Annotated in this window: 21 protein-coding genes and 1 pseudogene; 10 read left to right on the top strand and 12 right to left on the bottom strand. The window is 77.2% G+C overall.

Annotated elements, in window-relative coordinates:
- Positions 1 to 37: 37 nt before the first annotated feature.
- The 7 genes from ACI781_RS11940 to ACI781_RS11970 form a co-directional block, all read right to left on the bottom strand.
- Complete coding sequence (locus ACI781_RS11940) at positions 38 to 1,213, bottom strand: alkaline phosphatase family protein (RefSeq protein ID WP_456566320.1); 1,176 nt, start codon at positions 1,211 to 1,213, stop codon at positions 38 to 40.
- 13 nt (positions 1,214 to 1,226) lie between these two features.
- Complete coding sequence (locus ACI781_RS11945) at positions 1,227 to 2,000, bottom strand: class I SAM-dependent methyltransferase (protein ID WP_456566321.1); 774 nt, start codon at positions 1,998 to 2,000, stop codon at positions 1,227 to 1,229.
- A gap of 40 nt (positions 2,001 to 2,040) precedes the next feature.
- Positions 2,041 to 2,523: a VOC family protein gene (locus tag ACI781_RS11950; protein WP_456566322.1), complete on the bottom strand. Its 483-nt coding sequence runs from the start codon at positions 2,521 to 2,523 to the stop codon at positions 2,041 to 2,043.
- A 108-nt stretch (positions 2,524 to 2,631) separates the two neighbouring features.
- The gene (locus tag ACI781_RS11955) at positions 2,632 to 3,240 is read right to left on the bottom strand and encodes a GDSL-type esterase/lipase family protein (RefSeq protein WP_456566323.1); all 609 of its coding nucleotides are present in this window, start codon (positions 3,238 to 3,240) and stop codon (positions 2,632 to 2,634) included.
- Positions 3,241 to 3,263: 23 nt separating this feature from the next.
- Complete coding sequence (locus ACI781_RS11960) at positions 3,264 to 7,118, bottom strand: DNA polymerase III subunit alpha (RefSeq protein ID WP_456566324.1); 3,855 nt, start codon at positions 7,116 to 7,118, stop codon at positions 3,264 to 3,266.
- Positions 7,115 to 7,642 (bottom strand): SAV_6107 family HEPN domain-containing protein, encoded by a 528-nt coding sequence (locus ACI781_RS11965; RefSeq protein WP_456566325.1) that lies wholly within the window; start codon positions 7,640 to 7,642, stop codon positions 7,115 to 7,117. The genes ACI781_RS11960 and ACI781_RS11965 overlap by 4 nt, the downstream gene beginning before the upstream one ends.
- Positions 7,642 to 7,962: a DUF6504 family protein gene (locus ACI781_RS11970; RefSeq protein WP_456566326.1), complete on the bottom strand. Its 321-nt coding sequence runs from the start codon at positions 7,960 to 7,962 to the stop codon at positions 7,642 to 7,644. Before ACI781_RS11970 ends, ACI781_RS11965 begins: the two co-directional genes overlap by 1 nt.
- 275 nt (positions 7,963 to 8,237) lie before the next feature.
- On the opposite strand from ACI781_RS11970, the gene ACI781_RS11975 reads away from it, so the two are divergent.
- From ACI781_RS11975 to ACI781_RS11995, 5 genes are read left to right on the top strand one after another with little or no spacing between them, the layout of a single operon-like run.
- A complete protein-coding gene (locus ACI781_RS11975; protein WP_456566327.1) occupies positions 8,238 to 8,756 on the top strand; it encodes a YbaK/EbsC family protein in 519 nt (172 codons plus the stop codon).
- Positions 8,753 to 9,370, top strand: coding sequence for a GNAT family N-acetyltransferase (locus ACI781_RS11980; RefSeq protein ID WP_456566328.1), 618 nt, complete (start codon positions 8,753 to 8,755; stop codon positions 9,368 to 9,370). The genes ACI781_RS11975 and ACI781_RS11980 overlap by 4 nt, the downstream gene beginning before the upstream one ends.
- A complete protein-coding gene (locus tag ACI781_RS11985) occupies positions 9,367 to 11,043 on the top strand; it encodes a phytoene desaturase family protein (RefSeq protein ID WP_456566329.1) in 1,677 nt (558 codons plus the stop codon). The genes ACI781_RS11980 and ACI781_RS11985 overlap by 4 nt, the downstream gene beginning before the upstream one ends.
- Entirely contained in the window at positions 11,040 to 11,852 is an 813-nt protein-coding gene (locus tag ACI781_RS11990; RefSeq protein ID WP_456566330.1) for a carotenoid biosynthesis protein, read from the top strand. Before ACI781_RS11985 ends, ACI781_RS11990 begins: the two co-directional genes overlap by 4 nt.
- A complete protein-coding gene (locus ACI781_RS11995; protein WP_456566331.1) occupies positions 11,849 to 12,988 on the top strand; it encodes a glycosyltransferase family 2 protein in 1,140 nt (379 codons plus the stop codon). Before ACI781_RS11990 ends, ACI781_RS11995 begins: the two co-directional genes overlap by 4 nt.
- Here ACI781_RS11995 and ACI781_RS12000 read toward each other — a convergent pair.
- Positions 12,964 to 13,308 carry a VOC family protein gene (locus ACI781_RS12000; protein WP_456566332.1) on the bottom strand — a complete coding sequence of 115 codons (345 nt, stop codon included), beginning with the start codon at positions 13,306 to 13,308 and terminating at the stop codon, positions 12,964 to 12,966. The two genes, ACI781_RS11995 and ACI781_RS12000, sit on opposite strands and share 25 nt — an antisense overlap.
- A 119-nt stretch (positions 13,309 to 13,427) precedes the next feature.
- Here ACI781_RS12000 and ACI781_RS12005 point away from each other — a divergent pair, with 119 nt between their 5' ends.
- Positions 13,428 to 14,084: a flavin reductase family protein gene (locus ACI781_RS12005; protein ID WP_456566333.1), complete on the top strand. Its 657-nt coding sequence runs from the start codon at positions 13,428 to 13,430 to the stop codon at positions 14,082 to 14,084.
- Between the two features lie 18 nt (positions 14,085 to 14,102).
- Here the strand turns inward: ACI781_RS12005 and ACI781_RS12010 are convergent, their stop codons facing one another.
- On the bottom strand, positions 14,103 to 15,080 hold the full coding sequence (locus tag ACI781_RS12010; RefSeq protein ID WP_456566334.1) for a carbohydrate kinase family protein: 978 nt from the start codon (positions 15,078 to 15,080) through the stop codon (positions 14,103 to 14,105).
- A 66-nt stretch (positions 15,081 to 15,146) separates the two neighbouring features.
- Positions 15,147 to 15,809 (bottom strand): CDP-alcohol phosphatidyltransferase family protein, encoded by a 663-nt coding sequence (locus ACI781_RS12015; RefSeq protein WP_456566335.1) that lies wholly within the window; start codon positions 15,807 to 15,809, stop codon positions 15,147 to 15,149.
- A gap of 109 nt (positions 15,810 to 15,918) precedes the next feature.
- Between ACI781_RS12015 and ACI781_RS12020 the strand changes: the two genes are divergently transcribed.
- Positions 15,919 to 16,557, top strand: a complete 639-nt coding sequence (locus tag ACI781_RS12020) for a hypothetical protein (protein WP_456566336.1) — start codon at positions 15,919 to 15,921, stop codon at positions 16,555 to 16,557.
- On the opposite strand, the gene metF is transcribed toward ACI781_RS12020, so the two are convergent.
- Entirely contained in the window at positions 16,550 to 17,455 is a 906-nt protein-coding gene (metF, locus tag ACI781_RS12025) for a methylenetetrahydrofolate reductase [NAD(P)H] (protein ID WP_456566337.1), read from the bottom strand. The two genes, ACI781_RS12020 and metF, sit on opposite strands and share 8 nt — an antisense overlap.
- A 188-nt stretch (positions 17,456 to 17,643) precedes the next feature.
- On the opposite strand from metF, the gene ACI781_RS12030 reads away from it, so the two are divergent.
- Genes ACI781_RS12030 through ACI781_RS12040 form a run of 3 tightly spaced genes read left to right on the top strand, consistent with a single transcriptional unit; the run spans position 17,644 to position 21,249 of the window.
- Positions 17,644 to 18,789, top strand: coding sequence for a polyprenyl synthetase family protein (locus ACI781_RS12030; protein ID WP_456566338.1), 1,146 nt, complete (start codon positions 17,644 to 17,646; stop codon positions 18,787 to 18,789).
- Between the two features lies 1 nt (position 18,790).
- On the top strand, positions 18,791 to 20,299 hold the full coding sequence (gene crtI, locus ACI781_RS12035; RefSeq protein ID WP_456566339.1) for a phytoene desaturase family protein: 1,509 nt from the start codon (positions 18,791 to 18,793) through the stop codon (positions 20,297 to 20,299).
- Entirely contained in the window at positions 20,296 to 21,249 is a 954-nt protein-coding gene (locus ACI781_RS12040) for a phytoene/squalene synthase family protein (RefSeq protein WP_456566340.1), read from the top strand. The genes crtI and ACI781_RS12040 overlap by 4 nt, the downstream gene beginning before the upstream one ends.
- Here the strand turns inward: ACI781_RS12040 and ACI781_RS12045 are convergent.
- Positions 21,246 to 21,491 (bottom strand): annotated as a pseudogene (locus tag ACI781_RS12045) (hypothetical protein); the annotation flags it as partial. The gene ACI781_RS12040 and the pseudogene ACI781_RS12045 overlap by 4 nt on opposite strands.
- Positions 21,492 to 21,675 lie beyond the last annotated feature (184 nt).

Below are 21,675 nucleotides of genomic sequence, written 5' to 3' on the forward strand. Positions count from 1 at the left end.
GTTCCTCCTCGGGGGTGGCCGGCGCGCCGGTGGCGGGTCACCGCAGGGCCCGCCCGGAGGCGAGCAGCAGCGGGATGGCGAGCTCGGTCCCCGTCAGCGACCCGTGGTAGGCCGCGAGCCGGCTCGGGCCCGGCTCCTGCCGGCCGGCGGTCAGCGCCCAGGAACCGCGGGCGAGGGCGACGACGTCGCCGACCCGGCCGGCCAGGGCGTCGTCGACGGGGCCGAACACCCCGCTGGCGAGCGCCTCCTCCCGGGAGGCGACCCACGCGCGGGCGCCGAGCGCCTCCCGCCAGCGCTGCACCAGGTCGTCGGCCGCCCCGGGCACGGCGTGCACGTAGCGGGCGCGCGGCTCGCCGGCCAGCAGCCGGACGCCGTCGAGCAGCTCGGGCTCCTCGTCGAGGTCGAGCCGGGTGTGCGCGGGGACGTCGAGCATGCCGTGGTCGGCAGTGACCAGCAGCGCGGCGTCGTCGGGCAGGCCGGCGACGACCTGCTCGACCAGGCGGTCGACGAGGGCCAGCTGCGCCCGCCAGGCCGGGGAGTCGACCCCGCGGACGTGGCCGGTGAGGTCCAGTTCGGGGGTGTAGCCGTAGACGAGGGCGCGGGGGCCGGCGGCCAGCGCCTGCAGCACGCCGGCGGCGAGGTCGCCGGCGCTGACGGTGCCGGAGTAGTCCGCGCCGCGGTAGGCCGCCTCGGACAGGCCGGACCCGCGGTAGGCGTAGGGCGCGACGGTGGTGACGGCGACGCCGGCCTCGGCGGCCTGCTCGAAGACGGTGCGCCGGGACTGCCACGCGCGCGGGTCGGGGTCGTCGGCCCACTGGGTGTGGTTGAGCACCCGCTCCTCCCCCGGCACGGCGGTCACGAAGCCGAGGACGCCGTGGCTGCCCGGGGGCAGGCCGGTGCCCAGCGTGGTCAGGCTGACCGGGGTGGTGCTGGGACAGGGCGCGGAGAGGTCACCGGTGGGGGTGGCGAGCGCGGCCAGCGTGGGCGCCACGGCGGCGTGCCGCCGGACGAGGTCGGCGCCCAGCCCGTCGACGAGGAGGACGGCGACGCGGCGCGCGCCGGCCAGCGCGGCGGTGAGCCCCAGCGGGTCGGCGGGCAGGTCACCGCGGACCACGGGCACGCCCAGGGCGGTCGCGGCCCCGGGGAGGACGTCGGCGAGGGTGGCCCGGCCGTAGTCGGGGACGGCGAGATCGGCCGGGAGCGGGGCGGTCACGCGCGCTCGCCGGTCACGGGCGGTTGGCGAGGACGTGCAGCCGCGCGGCGGCGTCCCGGTAGGGCGACAGGCCCGCCAGGCGCAGCTCGAGCCGGCGCACCGCGTCGGGGTCGGCGCCGGAGTCGGCGTCCAGCAGGTCGGCGACGACGGCGACCCCGCGCCACTCCCCCGGTTCCAGGCCGGCGTCGCGGACGAGCGCCAGCAGGTCGGCGGGGGCGAAGCGGCGGGCGGCGGGCCGGGTGCGCCCGGGCGCCGGGTCCCGGTCCTCCAGCAGCGCCAGCGCCTCCTTCGGGTGGCCGCCCAGGGCGCGGGCGAGGACGGCGCCGGCCCGGTTTGCGGTGACCACGCTGACCGTGCCGCCGGTCCGGACCGCGCGGGCGACCTCGCGGAGGGTCACCGCGGGGTCGTCGACGACCTCCAGGACGGCGTGGCACAGGACCAGGTCGTAACCGGTGTCGGTGCCTCCGCCGTCGGTGCTCCCGCCGTCGGGCAGGGACAGCTCGTGCAGCCGGTCGCCGTCGCCCTGCACGGCGTGCACCGAGCCGCCGACGCCGGCGGTGTCGGCGCGCCGCCGCAGCGTGGCGAGGGCGTCGGCGCTGGGGTCGACGACCGTCACCGAGTGGCCGAGCAGCGCCAGCGGGACGGCGAGGGTGCCGCTGCCACCGCCGACGTCGAGCACCCGCAGCGGCGCGCCGGCCGCGACGAGCGGGTCGAGGGCGGCCCAGACGGCGGCGGCGCGGGCGGGCACCTGCTCCGCGGCGGACGGAGCGGAGGCGGAGGGCGGCACCCGTCGGAGCCTAGTGCGGACCCGCGGTCGCCGCGGCCGCTCAGGAGGGGACGGCGTCCGCGGCCCGCTCCAGCGCGGCGATGTCCAGCTTGCGCATCGTGAACATGGCCTGGACGGCGCGCTGCCGGCGGTCGAGGTCGGGGTCGGCCTGCAGCTCCATCAGGCGGGTGGGCGTGACCTGCCAGGAGACCCCGTAGCGGTCCTTGAGCCAGCCGCACTCGCTCTCCTGGCCGCCGTCGGTGAGCCGGTCCCAGTAGTGGTCGACCTCGGCCTGGTCGGCGCACATGATCATGAAGGAGACGGACTCGGTGAACGTCCAGTCCGCCTTGCCGCCGTTGAGGGCCAGGTACTCGGTGTCCCCGAGGCGGAAGCTCACGGTCAGGACCTGCCCCTCCCGCTGCGGGTCCTCGGCGCCGTACCGGAGGGTCCCCAGCATCTCGGAGTCCGGCCAGATCGAGGTGTAGAAGCGGGCGGCCTCCTCGGCCTCGGTGTCGAACCACAGGCTGATCACGGTCCTGGGCATGGCGGTCGGTCCTCTCTCCGTGGGGTCCGGTCTCCGTGGGGTCCGGTCGGTCCGTCGGAGGTAGGACGCCCGGGCGGCCCCGGACTCATCGCCCGTGCGGCCGGCCGGTCACCGCCGTGCGGCCAGCCAGTCCTGCCAGTGGGGGTGTACCAGGTCGGCCAGCAGCGCGTAGCCGGCGGCACCGGGGTGGGCGCCGTCCCCGGCCGCGACCTCGGCCCGGTACGTCGGGTCGGCGGCGAGCGCCCCCAGGACGGGGACGTGGGGCACGCCGTGCTCGGCGCATACGGCGGCGAGGCGCGCGTCGAGGGCGGCGGTGCGAGCGTTGTGGGCGTCGTCGGCCACCGCCGCGGGGCCGACGACGAGGACCGGCCAGCCGACCGCCGCCGCGCCGGCCAGCACCTCGCCGAGAGCGGCGGCCGACCGCGCGGGCTCCAGCCGCGGGACGCCGTCCTCGACGGTCGTGTCGTTCACGCCGACGGAGAGCACGAGCCGCGACTCCCAGTCGCCGCCGCCGAGCCGGGGCCGGCACTCGGCCATCCAGCGGGCGGCGACCTCGGCGCTGGTCTCGCGGCGGACGCCGAGCACGTACCGGGTCAGCGGGCGCCCCTCCCGCTCGCTGCGGGCGGCCAGCCGGCCGGTCCAGCCCAGGTGCTCGGGGTCGCCGACGCCCGCGGTGAAGGAGTCGCCGACGAAGCACACGCGCAGGTCCCGGGTCACACCGCCATCCTGTCGCGCCGGCCTCAGTGACCGGAGCTGCCGGGGCTGGAGTGCCAGAGCTTGCGCGGCGGCGCGCTCCCCCGGCCGGCCGCGACCCGCCGCGCGGCCGTCGCCGCGTCGTCCCCGGCGGGCTTGATGTCGGCGTAGGGCGACATGCGGAAGCCGGTCGGGTGCACCAGCACGGGCCTGACCACCACCGGCCGGGAGCCGTGGGAGGCCGCGGCACCGGCGATCGCCTGCTCGGTGTAGGCGCCGGGCGCGGCCATCTGCTCGGCGACCGCGGCCGGGCCGCCGGTCTCCCAGGACTCGTACAGCGCCGGCAGCTCCCAGGCTCCGGTGGCCCGGATGGACACCCCGCGCGGGCCGGTGCGCCGCAGCACCCCGCGGACCACCAGCAGCCACGAGTGGAACACCGTCGCCGCGTACGGCCCCTGCACGTCCTCGAAGAATGTGGAGTCCGTGCAGCCGGTGCCGTCGTCGAGGGTCACGAACACGACCCGTCGCCCGGAGCGGATGGGCGGGGTCTGGGTGGCCACCTTCACCCCGGCGACGAGCACCTCGGCGCCGCTGCGGCAGCCCAGCAGCTCCCCCGCCGGCACCGCGCCGACCGCTGACAGGAAGCGGCGGTAGAAGTCCACGACGTGCCGGCTGGCGTCCAGGCCGAGCACCTCCAGCTCGGCGCGGACCAGCTCGGCGTCGGTGAACTCGGGCAGCCCACTGCCGGCCGCCCAGCCCAGGGCGGTCTCCGCGTCCTCCTCCCGCCCGCCGTCCCCCGCGGTCCCGGCCTCGGCGGTCCCGGCCTCCTCCGGCTCGTCCAGCCCGAGCAGGTCCAGGCTGAGCTGGCCGACGGCGCCGGCCCGGGCTCCGCTGCGGCTCCACCGGTCCAGCTCGCTGATCTGCAGCAGCAGGTCGCGCCGGGTGACCGACGTGCGGCTGCGGGTGGGCCGCCCCGCCTCCCGGTCGCGGACGCCGAAGCCGTAGAGGGAGTCGAACCCGCCGGCCAGCACGAGCCGCTCGACGACCGGCCGGGACACCGCCGCCCGCTGCCAGAAGTCGCCCAGCGAGCGGTAGGGCTGGCCGGCGACGACGCGGGCCACCTCGTCGTCGGAGATGCCCTTGACGTCAGCGAGGGACAGCCGGATGCCGTGGCGCGAGGTGTCGGGCAGCGACGCGGGCATCCACCCCGGCCGCCGCCACCCCCTGCCGGCCGGCTCGTCGTCGTCGACCTCCTCCGGCTCGACGCGCTCCACCCGGTAGGTGGCGCCGGAGGCGTTGACGTCCAGGCCCAGCACCCGGACGCCGAAGTTGCGGGCGTCGTCGAGGATCAGCCGCTTGGGGTACATGCCGGGGTCGTGGGTGAGCACCCCGGCGAGGAAGGCCGCGGTGTGGTGGGTCTTGAGCCAGGCCGACTGGTAGGTGGGCAGCGCGAACGCCGCCGCGTGCGCCTTGCAGAAGCCGAACGAGCCGAAGGCGACCAGCACCTGCCACACCTCCTCGACGACCCCGACGGGGTAGTTCTGCAGCGCCCGCGGCATGAACCAGGTGCGCACCTCGTCGTGCAGGTCGCGGTCGCCCAGCGCGCGGCGGGCCTCGTCGGCCTGGGCGAGGTCGCAGCCGGTCATCCGCGCCACGATCTGCAGCACCTGCTCGTGGAAGACGACCACGCCGGCGGTCTGCTCCAGGTACTCGGCCAGGTCGGGGTGCGGGTAGACCGGCTCGCGCCAGCCGTTCCGGGCCATGAGGAACGGGGTCACCATGTCGCTCTTCACCGGGCCGGGCCGGAACAGCGAGATGTCGGTGACGATGTCCTCGAACGTCTCGGGCCCGAACTTGCCGACCAGCTCGCGCTGGCCGGGGGACTCGATCTGGAACATGCCCAGCGTGCGGGTGCTGCGGATCAGCTCGAAGGTGGCCGGGTCGTCGCGCGGGATCGCGTCGATGTCGACGGTCTCCCCGTCCACCCGGGCCACCTCGTCGAGGGCGTGCGCGATCGCCGACTGCATCCGGATGCCGAGCAGGTCCAGCTTGAGCAGCCCCAGCTCCTCGACGTCGTCCTTGTCGAACTGGCTCATCGGGTAGCCGAGGTAGCTGTTCTCCACGGGGGTGCGGTCGAGCAGGGTCGCGTCGGACAGCAGCACCCCGCACGGGTGCAGCGCGATGTGCCGGGGCAGCCCGTCGAGCCGGGCGACGAGGTCGAACAGCAGGTCGAGGTCGCCGCTGCCGCCGGACCGCCTGGACCCCAGCCGGCTGGCGCGCAGCTCCGGGAGGTCCTTGAGCGCGGCGTGCACCTGGTTGGCCCGGATGTGCGGGAAGGCCTTCGCGACGGCGTCCACCTCGGCCGGGGGCAGGCCCAGCGCCGCGCCGACGTCGCGGATGGCGTGGCGCACCCGGTAGGTGTCCATCATCGAGATGCAGCTGACCCGCTCGGCGCCGAACCGGTCGATCACCGCGTCGTACACCTCCATGCGCCGGGCGGACTCCACGTCGATGTCGATGTCGGGCAGCTGGTGGCGCAGCGGGGAGAGGAAGCGCTCCATCAGCAGCCCGTAGCGCAGCGGGTCGACGTCGGAGATGCCCAGCAGGTAGGTGACCAGGCTGCCCGCGCCCGACCCGCGGGCCGCGGCGCGGACCCTCAGGCTCTTGATGAGGTCGACCACGTCGGCGACGGTGAGGAAGTAGGACGGGTAGCCCAGCTGCCCGATGACCGCGAGCTCCTCGGCCAGCCGCCGCTCCACCTGCTGCGAGCGCGGCATGCCGCGCCGGCCCAGCCCCGCCTCGCAGCGGGCGCGCAGCACCTGCCCCGGGTCCAGGCCGGCCTCGGCGGGCGTGGTGACGACGTCGAGCTCCGGGTAGCGGACGGTGCCGACACCGAGGTCCTCCCGGACGTCGACGACGCACTGCTCGGCCAGCCGGGCGGTGCGCTCGAGCAGCCGGGCCGCCGCGTCGCGGTCGGGGCCGGCCAGGTCCTCGGCGACGTCGGCCATCTCCTTGCCCGACTTCAGGTAGCCCTCGGCGGTGCGCCGGTCGACGTGCCGCTGGTCGAGGGCGACGAGCCGGCGGGAGGCGTCGAGCACGTCGGCGGTGGGGGCGTCGAGGGCGTCGACGTAGCGGACGGCGTTGGTGAGCACCACCGGCATGCCGCTGTCGGCGGCGAACCGCAGCATCGCCTGCGCCCGCGACCGGTCCCCGCGGCCGCGGTGGTGCACCACCTCCAGGGCCAGCTGCCCCGGGCCGAACACCGCGCGCCAGGCGGCCAGCCGGGCGGCGGCGACGTCGGCCCGGCCGGCCGTCAGCGCCCGGCCGACCGGGGAGTCCGGGCCGAGCAACGCGACCAGCCCGAGCGGGTGCTCGGCGGCCAGGGCCAGCGAGGCGACCGGCTCGCCCCGGGTGCCGCGCAGGTGGGTGGCGCTGGTCAGCCGGCACAGCGACCGCCAGCCGGCACCGTTGCGGGCCAGGAAGGTGACGCGGGGCAGCCGGGGGTCGACGCTGGCCCCGCCGCGCGCCGGGGACCGGCGACCGCTGCGGCCACCCTCACCCTCGACCTCAGCGTGAGGCCCCGGCGGGAGCGGGCGGCGGGAACGGGCCCGCCCACCCGCGAGGCCGGACGGGCCGGACCCGAGGGCGTGGGCCAGCGGCGGCGGGACGGCACCGTCGACGGCCGGGGTGACCGCCAGGTCGACCCCGAAGATGGGCCGCACGTCGGCCGACCGGCACGCCAGGGCGAACTTGACCGCGCCGTACAGGCCGTCGCGGTCGGTCAGCGCCAGGGCCCGCATGCCGTGCTCGGCGGCGCGGGCGACCAGGTCGGCGGGGTGGTTGGCCCCGTGACGCATGGAGTACCCGGAGGCGACGTGCAGGTGGACGAAGGGGTCGCTCACCTCCGGCTGCGGGTGCCGCGGTGCGCGGTGCCGCCGACCACGCGTGGGCGGGGGGCCGGCTCGGGGAACTGCGCGAGGCAGGTCTCCAGCACGCCGAGGAAGGCCTCGACGTCGCGGACCAGGTCATCGGCCTCGCGTCCGGTGACCGCGTGGGAGAGGCCGGCCTCGGCCGCGGCCCGCTTGGCGGCGCCGGCGGCGAAGAAGGTGGCCCACTCCCCCAGCTCCGGGGCGACCTCGCCGAGCAGCACCCAGGCGCTGCGCGGGCGGCGGCGACTCCCCTCCGGACGGGTGCGGGCGGCCAGCACCGCCGCGGCCCCCCGCAGCGCCGCCAGGTGCGCGGTCGCGTAGCGCTCACGCGGGTCACCGGCGGTCGCGGCCTCGGCCAGCCCGCGCCGGGCCTGGTCGAGCAGCCCGGCCGCGGCGGCGGGCACCGCCGGGGGCAGGGGCAGCTGGTCGGCGAACCGGTCGGAGGACCCACCGCCATAGGACCCGCGCTCGTAGGACATGGCTCGCAGCGCACCCATCAGTCGTGCACCCGCACCAGCGACCAGCGGTTGTCCGCCGCGTCCCAGGACAGGTCGTAGACGCCGGCGAAGCTCATCCGCGACCGGCCGGCACGGACCGCCTCCAGCCGCCACACCTCCCGGGGGGCGACGAGGTCACCCGAGGCACCACCGGCGGCGGCGCGCTGCCACCAGGCCGGGGTCTCCACCCACGAGTCGAGCAGCTCCCCGACGACGTAGCGGGACCCACCGCGCCAGAACTGCACCGGACCGAGCGGGCCACGCTCGACCTGCACCTCCTCGCCGACCCGGTCGGCGACCCCGTTCAGCACGCGGCTCATGTCAGACTCCCCACCCCTGGCGACCCGTCGCGCCGGCCCGCACCGTGCCGCGGGTGGGGAAGACCCGGCCGACTCGGGGAGCGACGCCGTTCGAACGCGTGTTCGAACACGTCGAGTACACCCGACCCCCGGGCCGCCGTCAAGCCGGACCCGCATCGGCGTGGCGGCGCCGGTGCAGCGGCACCCCCGCGCCCGGCCGCGCGGCACCGGCCGGCTCCTCCCGGCCCACCCGCCCGACCGGACGCGGCACGCCGCCGGGTGGGAGGATCGCCGGCATGCCGCCCGCCGACTCCCCCCGGGTCGCCGAGGTCGTCCGCAGCCTCCGCGAGGCCGGGGCGACCGGCGAGGTGCGCGTGCTCGCCGACAGCGCCCGCACGGCGGCAGCGGCCGCCGCGCAGCTCGGCGTCCCGGTCGGCGCGATCGCCAACAGCCTCGTCCTCGACGCCGGCGGGAACCCGCTCCTGGTGCTCACCAGCGGCGCGCACCGGGTGGACACCCGGCTGGTCGCCGAGCTCCTCGGCGTCCCGGAGGTGCGGATCGCCCGGCCGGAGTTCGTCCGCGAGCACACCGGTCAGGCCATCGGTGGCGTCGCCCCGGTCGGCCACCCGGCCCCGATCGGCACGCTCGTCGACGTCGAGCTCGCCCGGTACGAGCAGGTGTGGGCGGCCGCGGGGCACCCGCACACCGTCTTCCCGACCACCTACGACGAGCTCCTCCGGATCACCGAGGGCACCCCCGCCGAGGTGGGCCCCGGACCGGCGGGCACGGCCCCCACCGAGGCGGTACGCGCATGACCGGCACGACCCCCGCGACGCGGGTGACCCAGCTGCCGGTGGAGTGGATCCGCGACCACATGCACGAGGCCCTGGCCATCTACGGCGCGGCGATGGGCTACTCCTCGTCCGTGGTCGCCGGCCGGTACGGCTACGCCATCCAGCACACCGAGCGGCCGGGCTTCCGCGCCGTCGGCGCGTTCACGGCCGCTCCCCACGGCGAGGCGGACGGCGACGGGGCCGCCGAGCGCCTGGTCGGCTTCGGCTACGGCTACGAGGTCGCGCCCGGGCAGTGGTGGCACGACCAGGTCCGCGCCGCGCTGGACCGGCGGACGGCGAAGCACTGGCTGCCGGGCGCCTTCGAGGTGTGCGAGCTGCACGTCCACCCCGACGCGCAGAGCCGCGGGCTGGGCCGCCAGCTGCTGCACGCGCTCGTCGAGGGACTGCCCAACCCCGTGGCCCTGCTGTCCACGCCCGACGCCGACACCAAGGCCTTCCGGCTGTACCACGCCGACGGCTTCGTCGACCTCGCCCGCGGCCACCACTTCCCGGGCGACGGGCGGCCCTTCGCGATCCTCGGCGCCCGGCTGCCGCTGCATCCGCGCACCCCCGCGCCGGCGAACGACCAGGCGTGACCGGAGCCGACGCCCCTGCCCCCGCCGGCCTGCCGGACCCTCCCCTCGACGCCGTCGTCGTCGGCTCGGGCCACAACGGCCTGGTCGCCGCCTGCTACCTGGCCCGCGCGGGCCTGTCGGTGGAGGTGGTCGAGCGCGACGAGGTCCTCGGCGGCGCCGTCTCCACGGTGGAGCGCTGGCCCGGGGTGCGGGTGGACCGGGGGTCCAGCGCGCACGTGATCATCCGGCACAGCGGCATCGTCGAGGAGCTGGAGCTGGCCGCGCACGGCCTGCGCTACGTCGACTGCGACCCGTGGGGCTTCGCCCCTGCTCCCGCGCCGGGCCGACCCGGGCCCGACGGGCGGCCGCTGGTGTTCTCCGTCGACCTCGACGCCACCTGTGCGTCCATCGCCGCCGCCTGCGGCCCGGCCGACGCCGACGCCTACCGCCGCTTCGTCGCCGAGTGGGGGCCGCGCAGCCGCGCCGTCGTCTCCTCCTTCGGCGGGCCGCCCACCCCCGGCCGGCTCGTCCGGGCCTTCTGGCCGCTGGGCGCGCCGCGCGACGGGCGCCCCCGCGCGGCCGGCGGTGACCTGGCCGCCGACTTCCTCGGGTCCGGGAACGCCCTGCTGGACCGCTGGTTCACCAGCGAGCGGCTCAAGGCGGCGCTGGCCTGGTTCGGCGCCCAGTCGGGGCCGCCGATGAGCGAGCCCGGCACGGCCTCGATGGTCGGCTGGGTGGCCCTGCTGCACGAGGTCCCGCCCGGCCACCCGGTCGGCGGCTCGGGCGGCCTCACCGCGGCCCTGCGCCGCCGGCTGGAGGCCGACGGCGGCCGGGTCACGCTGGGCGACGCCGCCGCGCGGCTGCTGGTGGCCGACGGCCGGGTCGCCGGCGTCGAGACGGCGTCGGGGCGGCGGCTGCACGCCCCCGTGGTCGTCGCCGCCTGCCACGTGCTGGCCACCCGCGACCTGGCCGGCGCCGCCGCTCCCCCCGCGCTGGCGGACGCCGCCCCACCGCTGGGCAACGGCTTCGGCCTGGTGCTGCGGGCGCTGACCGACGCGCCGCCGTCCTATCCCGGCGTGCCCGACGCGGTCGCCTCCGGCGGCCTGCAGCTGCTGTGCACCGACCGCACGCAGCTGGCCGCCGCGCACGGCGACTTCGCGGCCGGCCGGCTGCCGCGCGAGCCCGTGCCGCTGGCCATGTGCTTCTCGCCGACCGACGACACCCTGGCCCCGCCCGGGCAGCACGTCGTGACCGTGTGGGGGCAGTGGTACCCGTACGAGCTGGCCAGCGGCGCCGACTGGTCGACCCTCGCCGCGCCGGCCGCGCGGCAGCTGCTGGCCGCCGTCGACCGGTACGCGCCGGGCTTCTCCGCGTCGGTGCGCGAGCTGTACGTGCAGACGCCGGTGCTGCTGGAGAGCGAGCTGTCGCTGCTGCGTGGCAACGTCATGCACGTGGAGATGGGCCTGGCCAGCATGTTCGCCCTCCGCCCCACCCCGGCCCTGGCCGGGCAGCGCGTGCCCGGCCTGCCCGGCCTGTACCTGGCCGGCGCGTCGACGCACCCCGGCGGCGGGGTGTCGGGCAACTCGGGGCGGACGGCGGCGCGGCTGGTGCTCGCCGACCGCGGCCCGGCGGCCCGGGGGCGGCGGGCGCTGGGCGGGCTCGTCGCCGGCCTCCGGGCCCGGGCCCGCCGGTGACCGCCCTCCTCGCCGAGCGGGCCCGCCGCACCGGGCCGCGGGCGGCCGTGTCGTGGGCGCTGACCGGCGCCCTGGTGCTGACGGCGATCGCCTACCCGCTGACCCACGGCGACGCGCGCCGGGCGGTGAGCTGGGCGGTCGTGCTGCTCGGCGCGGGCCTCTCGGTGACCCACTCGTCGCTGAGCCGCGGCGCCCGCACCGGCCTCGGCGTGTTCGCGCTGGTCGCCGGTGCCGCCGTCGGGATCGAGGCGCTGGGGCTGGCCACCGGCTTCCCCTACGGCGAGTACACCTACAGCGACGACCTCGGGCCCACCCTGCTGGGCGTGCCCTTCCTGGTGCCGCTGGCCTGGCTGATGATGGCCTGGCCCTCGTGGCTGCTGGCCCGGCGGCTGACCCGCGACGTGCGGACGGCGTGGCGGCGGCCCGCCCGGGTGGTCACCGCCGCCGCGGTCTTCGCCGGCTGGGACGTCGTGCTGGACCCGCAGATGGTGCAGGCCGGCTACTGGACCTGGGCGCACCCCTCCCCCGGCCTGCCCGGGATCGACACCGTGCCGCTGACCAACCTCGGTGGCTGGCTGCTCGCCGGGCTGGTGCTCATGCCCCTGCTCGACGCGCTGGTCGCGCGCACCGCCACCGCGCCCAGGACCGGGGACGGCCCCGCCTTCGCCGCGCTGGCCTGGATGACCCTCGGCGGGGCGCTGGCCCACGTGGGCTGGCTGGGCCTGCCCGGCTCGGCGGCGTGGGGGGCGATCCTCTCCCTGCCGGTGCTGGCCGCGCTCGGGGTGCAGGCCGCGCGGGCCCGCCGGTGAGGCGCCGCCGCAGCGGCCCCCTGGTCCGCACCGCGACGACCGTGGCCGTGGCGCTGGCCGCGCACGCGGCGGTCAACGTCCGGTTGCTGCGCCGCCCGCCGGTCCGCCACCCCCCGGTGACGCGCCCGGTCACGGTCGTGCTGCCGGTCCGCGACGAGGAGGGGCACGTCGGTGGGTGCCTGGCCGCGGTCCTGGCCCAGCGCGGGGTACCCGACCTCACCGTGGTGGTGGTCGACGACGGCTCCACCGACGGCACCGCCGACGCCGTCCGCGCGGTGACCGACCCCCGGGTGCGCCTCATGCCCGCCGGGCCGCTGCCGCCCGGCTGGCTGGGCAAGCCGCACGCGTGCGCCGCCGGCGTCGCCGGGGTGCCCGCCGACCCGGACGGGGTGCTCGTCTTCCTCGACGCCGACGTCCGGCTGTTCCCTGACGCGATCGCCCGCGCGGTCGCCGTCCTCGACGCCCACGCGCTCGACCTCGTCTCCCCGTGGCCGCGGCCGCTGGCCGCGACGGTGGCCGAGCGCCTGGTGCAGCCGCTGTCGCCGTGGCTGTGGGCGAGCACCCTGCCGCTGCGGCTGGCCGAGCGCTCCCCGCGACCGTCGCTGACGGCCGCCAACGGCCAGTTCCTCGTCCTGACCGTGCCGGCCTACCTCGCCGCCGGCGGGCACGCCGCCGTCCGCGGCGAGGTGCTCGAGGACCTCGCCCTGGCGCGGGCGGTCAAGCGGGCGGGTGGCCGCGCGGTCCCGGTCGCCGGCGCCGAGCTGGCCGCCTGCCGCATGTACGACGGGTGGACGGCGCTGTCGGCCGGCTACGCGAAGTCGCTGTGGGCCGCCGTCGGCGGGTCCCCGGCGGCCGCGGTCGCGGCGGCGGCGGTGCTGAGCGCGGCCGGCGTCGTCCCGGCGGTCGCCGCGCTGCGCGGGTCGCGGGCGGGGCTGGCCGGGTACGCCGCGGGCGTGGCCGGGCGCGCGGTCAGCGCCGCCGCGACCGGCAGCCGGGTGTGGCCGGACGCGCTGGCGCACCCGCTGTCGCTGCTGGCGTTCGACGTGCTGCTGGCGCGCTCGCTGGCCGGCCGCCGCCGCGGCACGCTCACCTGGCGCGGCCGCCCCCTCGGTCAGCCGCCGGTCTCCTCCAGGTAGACCAGGCCGTTCCCGTCCGGGTCGGTGAACGCGAACATCGGCGGGACGCCCTCCATCCGCAGGACGCCCGGGCCGCCGAGCTCCACCCCGGACTCCCGGACGCGGGCGTACGCGGCCTCGGCGTCGGGGGTGCCCAGCCGGACGGCGATCGGGATCTCGCTGTCCGGGGGCAGCAGCACGATGCCGACCGTCGAGCCGGGCGGCACCACCTCGACCATCCGGGCGCCGGGCCACGCCTCGAAGTCCGCCCGGACCTCGCAGCCGAGCACGCCGGTGTAGAAGGCCAGCGCCTCGTCCTGGTCGCGCACCGGCACGGACACGCTCAACACCCTCGTCGTCAGGCTCATGTCGGGCAGACCCCCGCGGGGGCCCGGATTCATCGCCGGACGCCGGGCCGCCCGACCGCGCCGGGCCCTCGCCGGTGACCGAGGATGACCCGGTGAGCGCGCACCCCGCCCCCGACCGGACCGCCTTCGACCCGACGGCGATGGAGACCCGGGCCTTCTACCGGGTGCTCAACTCGGTCGTGGTGCCGCGGCCGATCGCCTGGGTGTGCAGCCGCTCGGCCGAGGGCGTGCACAACCTCGCGCCGCACTCCTTCTACACGGTCGCCTGCGTGGACCCGCCCGTCGTCCAGTTCACGTCGGTGGGCCGCAAGGACTCGCTGAACAACGTCGAGGCGACCGGTGACTTCACCGTCAACCTGACGCCCGAGCCGCTGTTCGAGCAGGTCAACGCCACCGGCACGGACTTCCCGCCGGACCAGAGCGAGGCCGAGCACGCCGGCGTCCGCCTCGAGCCCAGCGAGCGGGTGGCGGCGATGCGCGTCGCGCAGTCGCCGGTGTCGATCGAGTGCACGCTGCACTCGACGGTGCGCCTGGGCGACAGCACCGTGGTGTTCGGCCGGGTGCGGTTCGTCAGCGTCTGGAGCAGCGCCGTCCGGGACGGCCGGCCGCGCATCGACCAGCTGCGGCCGCTGGCCCGGCTCGGCGGCAACGAGTGGTCGACGATCGGCGAGGTGCTGGAGATCCCGCGCATCCCCTACCGGCACTGGGCCGAGGACCCGACGATCGGCGAGCGCGTCCGCGGCGGCTGACGGACCCGGCCGCGGGGCTCAGGCGGGCAGGTGCTGGGCGATCTCCGCCGCGGCGTCGGCGCCGAATGCCTCGGCGAAGCGCGCCAGGAACGGCTCGCGCCGCAGCTCGTACTCCTGCGTGCCGATCACCTCGACGGCCTCGGTGGCCACCGCCGAGCCCAGCTGGGTGCACCGCTCCACCGACAGGCCCCAGGTGCGGCCGGCGATGAAGCCCGCGCGCAGCGCGTCACCGCCGCCGGTGGGCTCCACCGGCTTGGTCTCCGGCACGGCCGCGACCTCGATCGGGTCGCCGTCGGCGGAGCGGACCAGCACCCCGTCGGCCGCCCGGGTGGTCACCCACAGGCCGACCCGGTCGAGGACCTCGGCGTCGCTCCAGCCGGTCTTCTGCAGCAGCAGGTGGGACTCGTACTCGTTGGTGAACAGCAGGTCCGCACCGTCGACGAGCTCGCGGATCATCGACCCGCCGGCCCAGGCCAGTTGCTGGCTGGGGTCGGCGGCGAAGGCGTAGCCGCGCTGCCGGCACTCGCGGGTGTGGCGGACCATCGCGGTCGGGTCGTTGGGGCCGACCACGACGAGGTCCAGCTCGCCGACCCGCCGGGCCACCGGCGCCAGCTCGATCTCGCACGCCTCGGCCATGGCGCCCGAGTAGAACGACGCGATCTGGTTGTTGACCTGGTCGGTGGTGCACACGAACCGGGCGGTGTGCTTGAGCTCGGACCAGCGGACGCTGCCGGTGTCGACGCCGTTGCGGTTGAGCCACGCCTCGTAGTCGGCGAAGTCGCTGCCGACCGAGCCCACCAGCACCGGCCCGACCCCCAGCAGACCCAGGCCGTAGGCCATGTTCGCGCCGGCCCCGCCGCGGTGCTGGACCAGGTCGTCGACGAGGAAGGACAGCGACACGTTCTCCATCTGGCCCTCGACGAACTGCTCGGTGAACTTCCCGGGGAAGGTCATGAGGTGGTCGGTGGCGATGGAGCCGGTGACGACGACGGGCACGAGCGCTCCTCGGCTGGGGGACCAGCGCCGGCGGCGCGGGATCGGGCCCGCCCAGCGTAGGAGCAGTCAGTCCGGCAGCGCCCGGCGGATGGCGCGGCCCAGCTGCACCACCGCCACCGCGCCCAGCGCCGCGCCGACCGCGGTCCCGGCGGTGACGACGACGTGCACCGTCCCCGGTCCGGCGCCCGCGAGGAGACCGGCCCCGCCGAGCGTCATCCCGGCCATGGCCACCCGGGTGGGCCGCTCCCACACGGTGATGTCCCCGGTCTCGTCGACGCCGGCCTGCCCCGCGCGGGCGCGCAGGTAGTCGGGCAGCCAGCACAGCGCACCGAAGACGGCGGCGAGCCAGCCCGGGGCGCCGGCGACCCACAGCGCCGCGGCGTAGGCCGCCTCGGTGAGCCGGTCGACCGCGGAGTCCAGGACGTAGCCGCGGCGCGACGCGCGCCCGGTGGCGATGGCCAGGGCGCCGTCGAGGGAGTCCAGCAGACCCGACAGCCCCACCAGCAGCCCCGCGGCGACCAGCCAGGACCCGCCGGCCAGCGCCGGGCCCACCGCGCCGGCGGCCACGAGCAGCCCCCCCGCGGTGGCCACCACCGGCGGCAGGCCGGCCACCGGACGGGCCAGCGTGTAGGCCGCCGTCAGCCAGCCGCGCACGAGCCGGCTGGCCGCGGGGTCGGTGCCGCCGTGCCAGCGCGACCACGCGGCGAGGTACTCGTCCCTGCTCAGCACGGCACCCGGTCCACCGGGGCAGTCCACCAGCCCGCCCGGCCGCCGGCGAGCACCGGGTGACCGGTGTCGCAGGCATGACCCGGGTGCACCGCCGGGTAGGGCAGCCCGCATGGCCCCGCCGAACAGTGACGCCGCCGTCGTCGACGTGCTCCGCCGGGTGGACCGGCTGACCGGCCCCCTGGTGCACCGGCTCGAGCGCCCACCCACGATGCCGCAGGCCGAACGGGACCACTGGTGGGCCGACCGGGTCTCCCGCCTGGGCGCCGGGTTCTCCGCGTTGCCCCGGTTCGCCGGCAAGCTGGCCGACCTGCTGCCGCTGCAGAACACCGTCGGCGCGGCCGCTCAGGCGGTCGTGGTCCTGGGGGTCGCCGGCGAGCACGGCGTCGAGGACCCGGCCGAGCGGGTGTCCCTGCTGGCCCGGGTGCTGCTGGACCGGGACCTGCCGCCCGACCGCGTCCGGCCGCTGCTGGAGCGCACCCGCGGCACCTACACCGAGGCCGCGCTCGGCGCCCGCGACGAGCGGGCGGGCCTGCGCGGTACCGCCCGCACCCTGTGGCGGGCCGCGCGCCTGCTCGGCCGCATCGACGAGGCCCTCGACGCGCGGCCGAAGGGCCGGCTCGGCGCCCGGGCGCTGGCCAACCTGCCGTTCGTCGGCGTCCTCGGGGGCTACGCCGCCGAGCGCGAGGGCCTGCGCCGGGCCGCGGCGCGGGCTGCCACGCTGGCGGCCGGGCGTGCCGCCGTCAGCTGACCGGGCTGTCGGCGGGGCGCAGGTTGGCGAACACCTCGCGGGTCGCCGTCGACCGGTTCATGGTGATGAAGTGGATGCCCGGGACGCCCTCGTCCAGCAGCGTCCGGCACATGTCCGTGGCGACCTCGACGCCCAGGGCCCGCACCGCGGCCCGGTCCTCGGGCCGGTCGCCGTCCAGCTCGGCGAAGCGCGCCGCGAGCTCCTCGGGGAACGCCTGACCGGACAGCTGCACGATCCGCGCGATCTGGCGGGCGTTGGTCACCGGCATGACCCCGGCGATGATCGGCACGTCGCACCCGGCGGCGGAGACCCGGTCCCGCATCCGCAGGTAGTCCTCGGTGCGGAAGAACATCTGGGTGATGGCGTAGTCGGCCCCGGCGCGGCACTTGGCCACGAACATCTCGACGTCGGTGTCGAAGTCCGGCGACCGCGGGTGCCGCTCGGGGAAGGCCGCGACGCCGACGCTGAAGTCACCCATCGACCGGATCAGCTCGACCAGCTCGGCCGCGTAGCTCAGGCCCTCGGGGTGGGCGACCCAGTCGGCCTGCGGGTCCGCGCCGGGCGGGTCCCCGCGCAGCGCGAGCAGGTTGCGCACGCCGGCGCCGGCCAGCCGGCTGACCACGTGTCGCAGCTCGGCGACGCTGTGGTCGACGGCGGTCAGGTGGGCCAGCGGCGTCATCGTGGTCTCGGTCGCGATCCGCTCGGTGACCGACACCGTGCCCTCGCGGGTGCTGCCGCCGGCGCCGTAGGTGACCGACACGAACGAGGGCCGCAGCCGCTCCAGCTCGCGCAGCGCCGTCCACAGCTGCTGCTCGCCCTCGGGCGTCTTGGGCGGGAAGAACTCGAACGACCACGTGGGCGCGCCCTCGGCCAGCAGCTCTGCGACGGTGCGCGTCATGGCTGTGCAGGATACGGCGGTCACCCGGCCGGTCCGGACCGCCGCCGGCGCACGCCCCGGTGCATCCACCGGGCGCCGTCCGCGGGAAGAGGGCAGAGCACCGGCACGAGGAGGCCCCCGGCATGACCCCGCACCCGCTCCCCCGCCCGGACCGGCGGCGTCCCACCCGGTGGGGCGATACTGATCAGGTGATCACCGGGGCGGAGCGCCGCCAGCCCGTGACCCCACCGCCGGTGGCGCTGAGCAGCACCCCCCTGGAGAGCGCCGACCTGCCGCGGATCCGCAGCGCGGTCGCCGCCGCCCTCACCGGCTTCCTCGAGGAGCAGCGCACCGTCCTCACCGGGATGGACCCGGCGCTGGGGCCCGTGGTCGACGAGGTGACCGCGGTCGCCGACGGCGGCAAGCGGCTGCGCCCGGCCTTCGCCTACTGGGGCTGGCGCGGCGCGGTCGAGGCCGTCACCGGCCCCGCCGAGGACGACGCCGCGGTCCTGCGCGCGGTGGCCGCGCTGGAGTTCGTGCACGCCAGCGCCCTGGTGCACGACGACGTCATGGACGGTGCGCTCACCCGCCGGGGCCGCCCCGCCACCCACGTCGGCTTCGCGTCGAGGCACGCCGGCGACGGCCTGTCCGGCGACGGGGACACCTTCGGCGTCGGCGCGGCGATCCTCGTGGGCGACCTGGCCCTGGTGTGGTCCGACGAGCTGCTGCGCCGCTCCGGCATCTCCGCCGCCGCGCTCGCCCGGGCCCGCTCGGTCTGGGACACCATGCGCACCGAGGTGACCGCCGGCCAGTACCTGGACCTGCTCCGCGCCGCCGGCGGCCTGCCCGGCGCCCAGGGCGCGCTCACCGTCGCCCGCTACAAGAGCGCCGGCTACACCGTGCAGCGGCCGCTGCAGCTGGGCGCGGCGCTCGCCGGCGCCGGCCCGCGCGCCGCCGAGGTCTACACCGCGATCGGACTGCCGCTGGGCGAGGCGTTCCAGCTGCGCGACGACGTGCTGGGCGTGTTCGGTGACCCCGCGGTCACCGGCAAGTCCGCCGACGACGACCTGCGCGAGGGCAAGCGCACCCTGCTGGTGGCCCTGGCCGAGGAGCAGGCCGACGACGCCGGCCGCCGGCTGCTCACCGACTGCCTGGGCAACCCCGGCTGCGACGCCGCCGACCTCGACGCGCTGCGCGCCCTGATCGAGACCACCGGCGCACGCGCCCGGGTCGAGCAGCGGATCGCCGAGCAGACCGCCCGCGCCCGCGCCGCCATCGCCGAGGCACCGATCGCCGAGGAGGCCCGCGCCGCGCTCGACGCGCTCGCGGTCGCCGCGACCTCCCGCACCGCCTGAGGTGCGCACCGTCCCCGGACGCACCGACCGCGTCGTCGTCGTCGGCGCGGGCCTGGCCGGGCTGTCGGCCGCGCTGCGGCTGCGCGGCGCCGGCCGCGAGGTCACCGTCGTCGAGCGCGGCCCCGGCCCCGGCGGGCGCGCCGGCGTCGTGACCGGTCGCGGCTACACCCTCGACACCGGCCCGTCGGTGTTCACCGCCCCCGAGCTGGTCGCCGACGCCCTGGCCGCGGTCGGTGACCGGCTGGCGGACCGGCTCGAGCTGGTCCCGCTGACCACCTCCTACCGCGCGCAGTACGCCGACGGCTCGCACCTGGACGTGCACGCCGACCCGGACGCCTTCGCCGCGGAGGTCGAGGCGCTGTGCGGACCGGCGGAGGCGGTCGCCCTGCGGCGCTACCTCGCCGACCTGGCGGAGCTGTACCGGCTGCAGCTGCGCACCTTCATCGACCGCAACCTGGACAGCCCGCTGGACCTGCTCGGCCCCGAGCTGGTCCAGCTGGCCCGCCGCGGCGGCTTCGGGCGGCTGTCGGCACACGTCGAGCGGCACTTCACCGACGACCGGCTGCGCCGGCTGTTCAGCTTCCAGGCCCTCTACGCCGGGGTCTCCCCGTACCGCGCGATCGCCGCCTACGCCGTGATCGCCCAGCTCGACATCGGCGCCGGCGTGTGGCACCCGGTGGGCGGCATCGGCGCCGTCCCCCGGGCGATGGCCGCCGCGGCCGCCGACGCCGGGGTCGCGTTCCGGTACGGGACGGCGGTCACCCGGCTGGACCTGGCCGGGCGGCGGGTCACCGGCGTCGTGCTGGCCGACGGCGAGCGGCTGCCCGCCGACGCCGTCGTCGTCACCGCCGACGCCCCGCACACCCTCGTGCCGGGGCTGCGCGGCCCGCGACGGCCGGTCTACTCGCCCAGCTGCGTGGCCCTCCACCTCGGCGTCCGCACCGGGCTGCCCGGCGCCGCGCACCACACGATCAGCTTCGGGGAGTCGTGGCGGCAGGTGTTCGACGAGCTGACCCGCGACGGCCGGCCGATGAGCGACCCGAGCCTGCTGATCAGCGCGCCGTCGGTGACCGACCGCTCCCTGGCCCCCGACTCCGCGGACGGGCGACAGGGCCAGGTGCTCAGCGTCGTCGCCCCCACGCCCAACCTCGACCCGCGCAGCGGCGGCAACCCCACGATCGACTGGACGGCGCTGGCGCCGCGCTACCGCGAGGAGCTGCTGGCCACCCTGGAGGCCCGCGGCTTCCCCGGGGTCGCCGACGCGATCGAGGTGGAGCACCTGGACACGCCGCTGACCTGGGCGCGGCAGGGCATGGCCGCCGGCACCCCGTTCGCGCTGGCGCACACCTTCGGCCAGACCGGCCCGTTCCGCCCCGCCACGCTGCCCCGGCGCGGCCCGGAGAACGTCGTCCTCGCCGGGTCGTCGGTGCAGCCCGGGGTCGGCGTCCCGATGGTCGTCATCAGCGGCCGGCTGGCCGCCGAGCGGATCACCGGGAGGATCCCCGCATGACGCTCGTCGAGCCGCCGCCCACCCGCGAGCAGCAGCAGGCGCAGCTGGCCGCCGCCTACCGGCACTGCGCGGGCATCGCCGCCGAGCACGGCAGGAGCTACCACCTGGCGACCCGGCTGCTGACCGCCGACCGGCGGTCGGCCGTGCACGCCCTCTACGCCGCCGCCCGCACCGCCGACGACCTGGTCGACCACCCGGGCCCCGACCCCGAGGCCGACCTCGGCGACTGGTCCCGGGCGGTGCTCGCCGAGCTGGAGGCGGGCTGGTCGGCCGACCCGGTGCGCCTGGCGCTGGTGCACACCTACCGCCGGTACGCCATCCCCGTCGAGCACCTGGTCGACTTCCTCGCCGCGATGACCAGCGATCTGACGATCGCGGGCTATGACACCCTCGACGCCCTCGACCGGTACATGTGGGGCTCGGCGTCGGTGATCGGCCTGCAGGTGCTGCCGGTGCTGGGCACCGCGCCCGGCGTGCTGCGCGAGGAGGCGGCGCCGCACGCCATCGCGCTGGGCGAGGCCTTCCAGCTCACCAACTTCTGCCGCGACGTCGCCGAGGACGTCGACCGCGGCCGGGTGTACCTGCCCGCCGACCTCATGGCCGCCCACGGGGTCACCCGCGAGCAGCTGGCCGAGAGGCGGCACGACGCCCGGTTCGCCGCGCTGATGCGGGAGATGGTGGCGATCGTGCGCCGCCGCTACGACGACGCCGCGCCCGGCACCCCGCTGCTCGCGCCGGAGTCCCGCGACTGCGTGCGCGCGGCCACCGACCTGTACGGCAGCATCCTCACCGAGATCGAACGCGCGGACTACCGGGTGCTCGACCGGCGGGTGTCGGTGTCCCGGCCGCGTCGCCTGGCGGTGTTCGCCCGCCGGTTGACCGCCGCCCAGCTGGCCAGGGTGAGGGTCACCATCGCGAACCCGAAGAGCAGGTCCTCCACCGGCGCGTAGGCGATCCGCGGGCCCCAGATGGTGTCCGGGTCGTAGGTGACGACGCCCAGCCCGGTGAGGACGCCGTTCATCAGGAGCTGGAACGTGATGATGATCGCGTAGGCGACCCAGAAGACCCGCCGCGTGACCATCCGGGTGCGGTACACCCCCAGGTCGACGACGAGGACGGCGACCACGGCCACCACCGCCAGGGTCGAGTAGCTCACCGGTCCACCCCGCTCGCCCGCGGGTCGGTGGCGCACGCTCGGCCGACCCGTTGCGGGTGTTCCTCGTGCGTTGGGGGGGGGGGCCGGGGGGGGCCCCCCCCCGCCCCCCCCCCCGGGCCCGCGCGGCGTACGGTGCGGCGGTGCAGGAAGGCCGCCTCGGGGTGCTCTGCGGGCTCGCCGCCTACCTGCTGTGGGGCGTCTTCCCGCTGTACTTCCGGCT

Source organism: Blastococcus sp. SYSU D00695, from assembly GCF_054050555.1.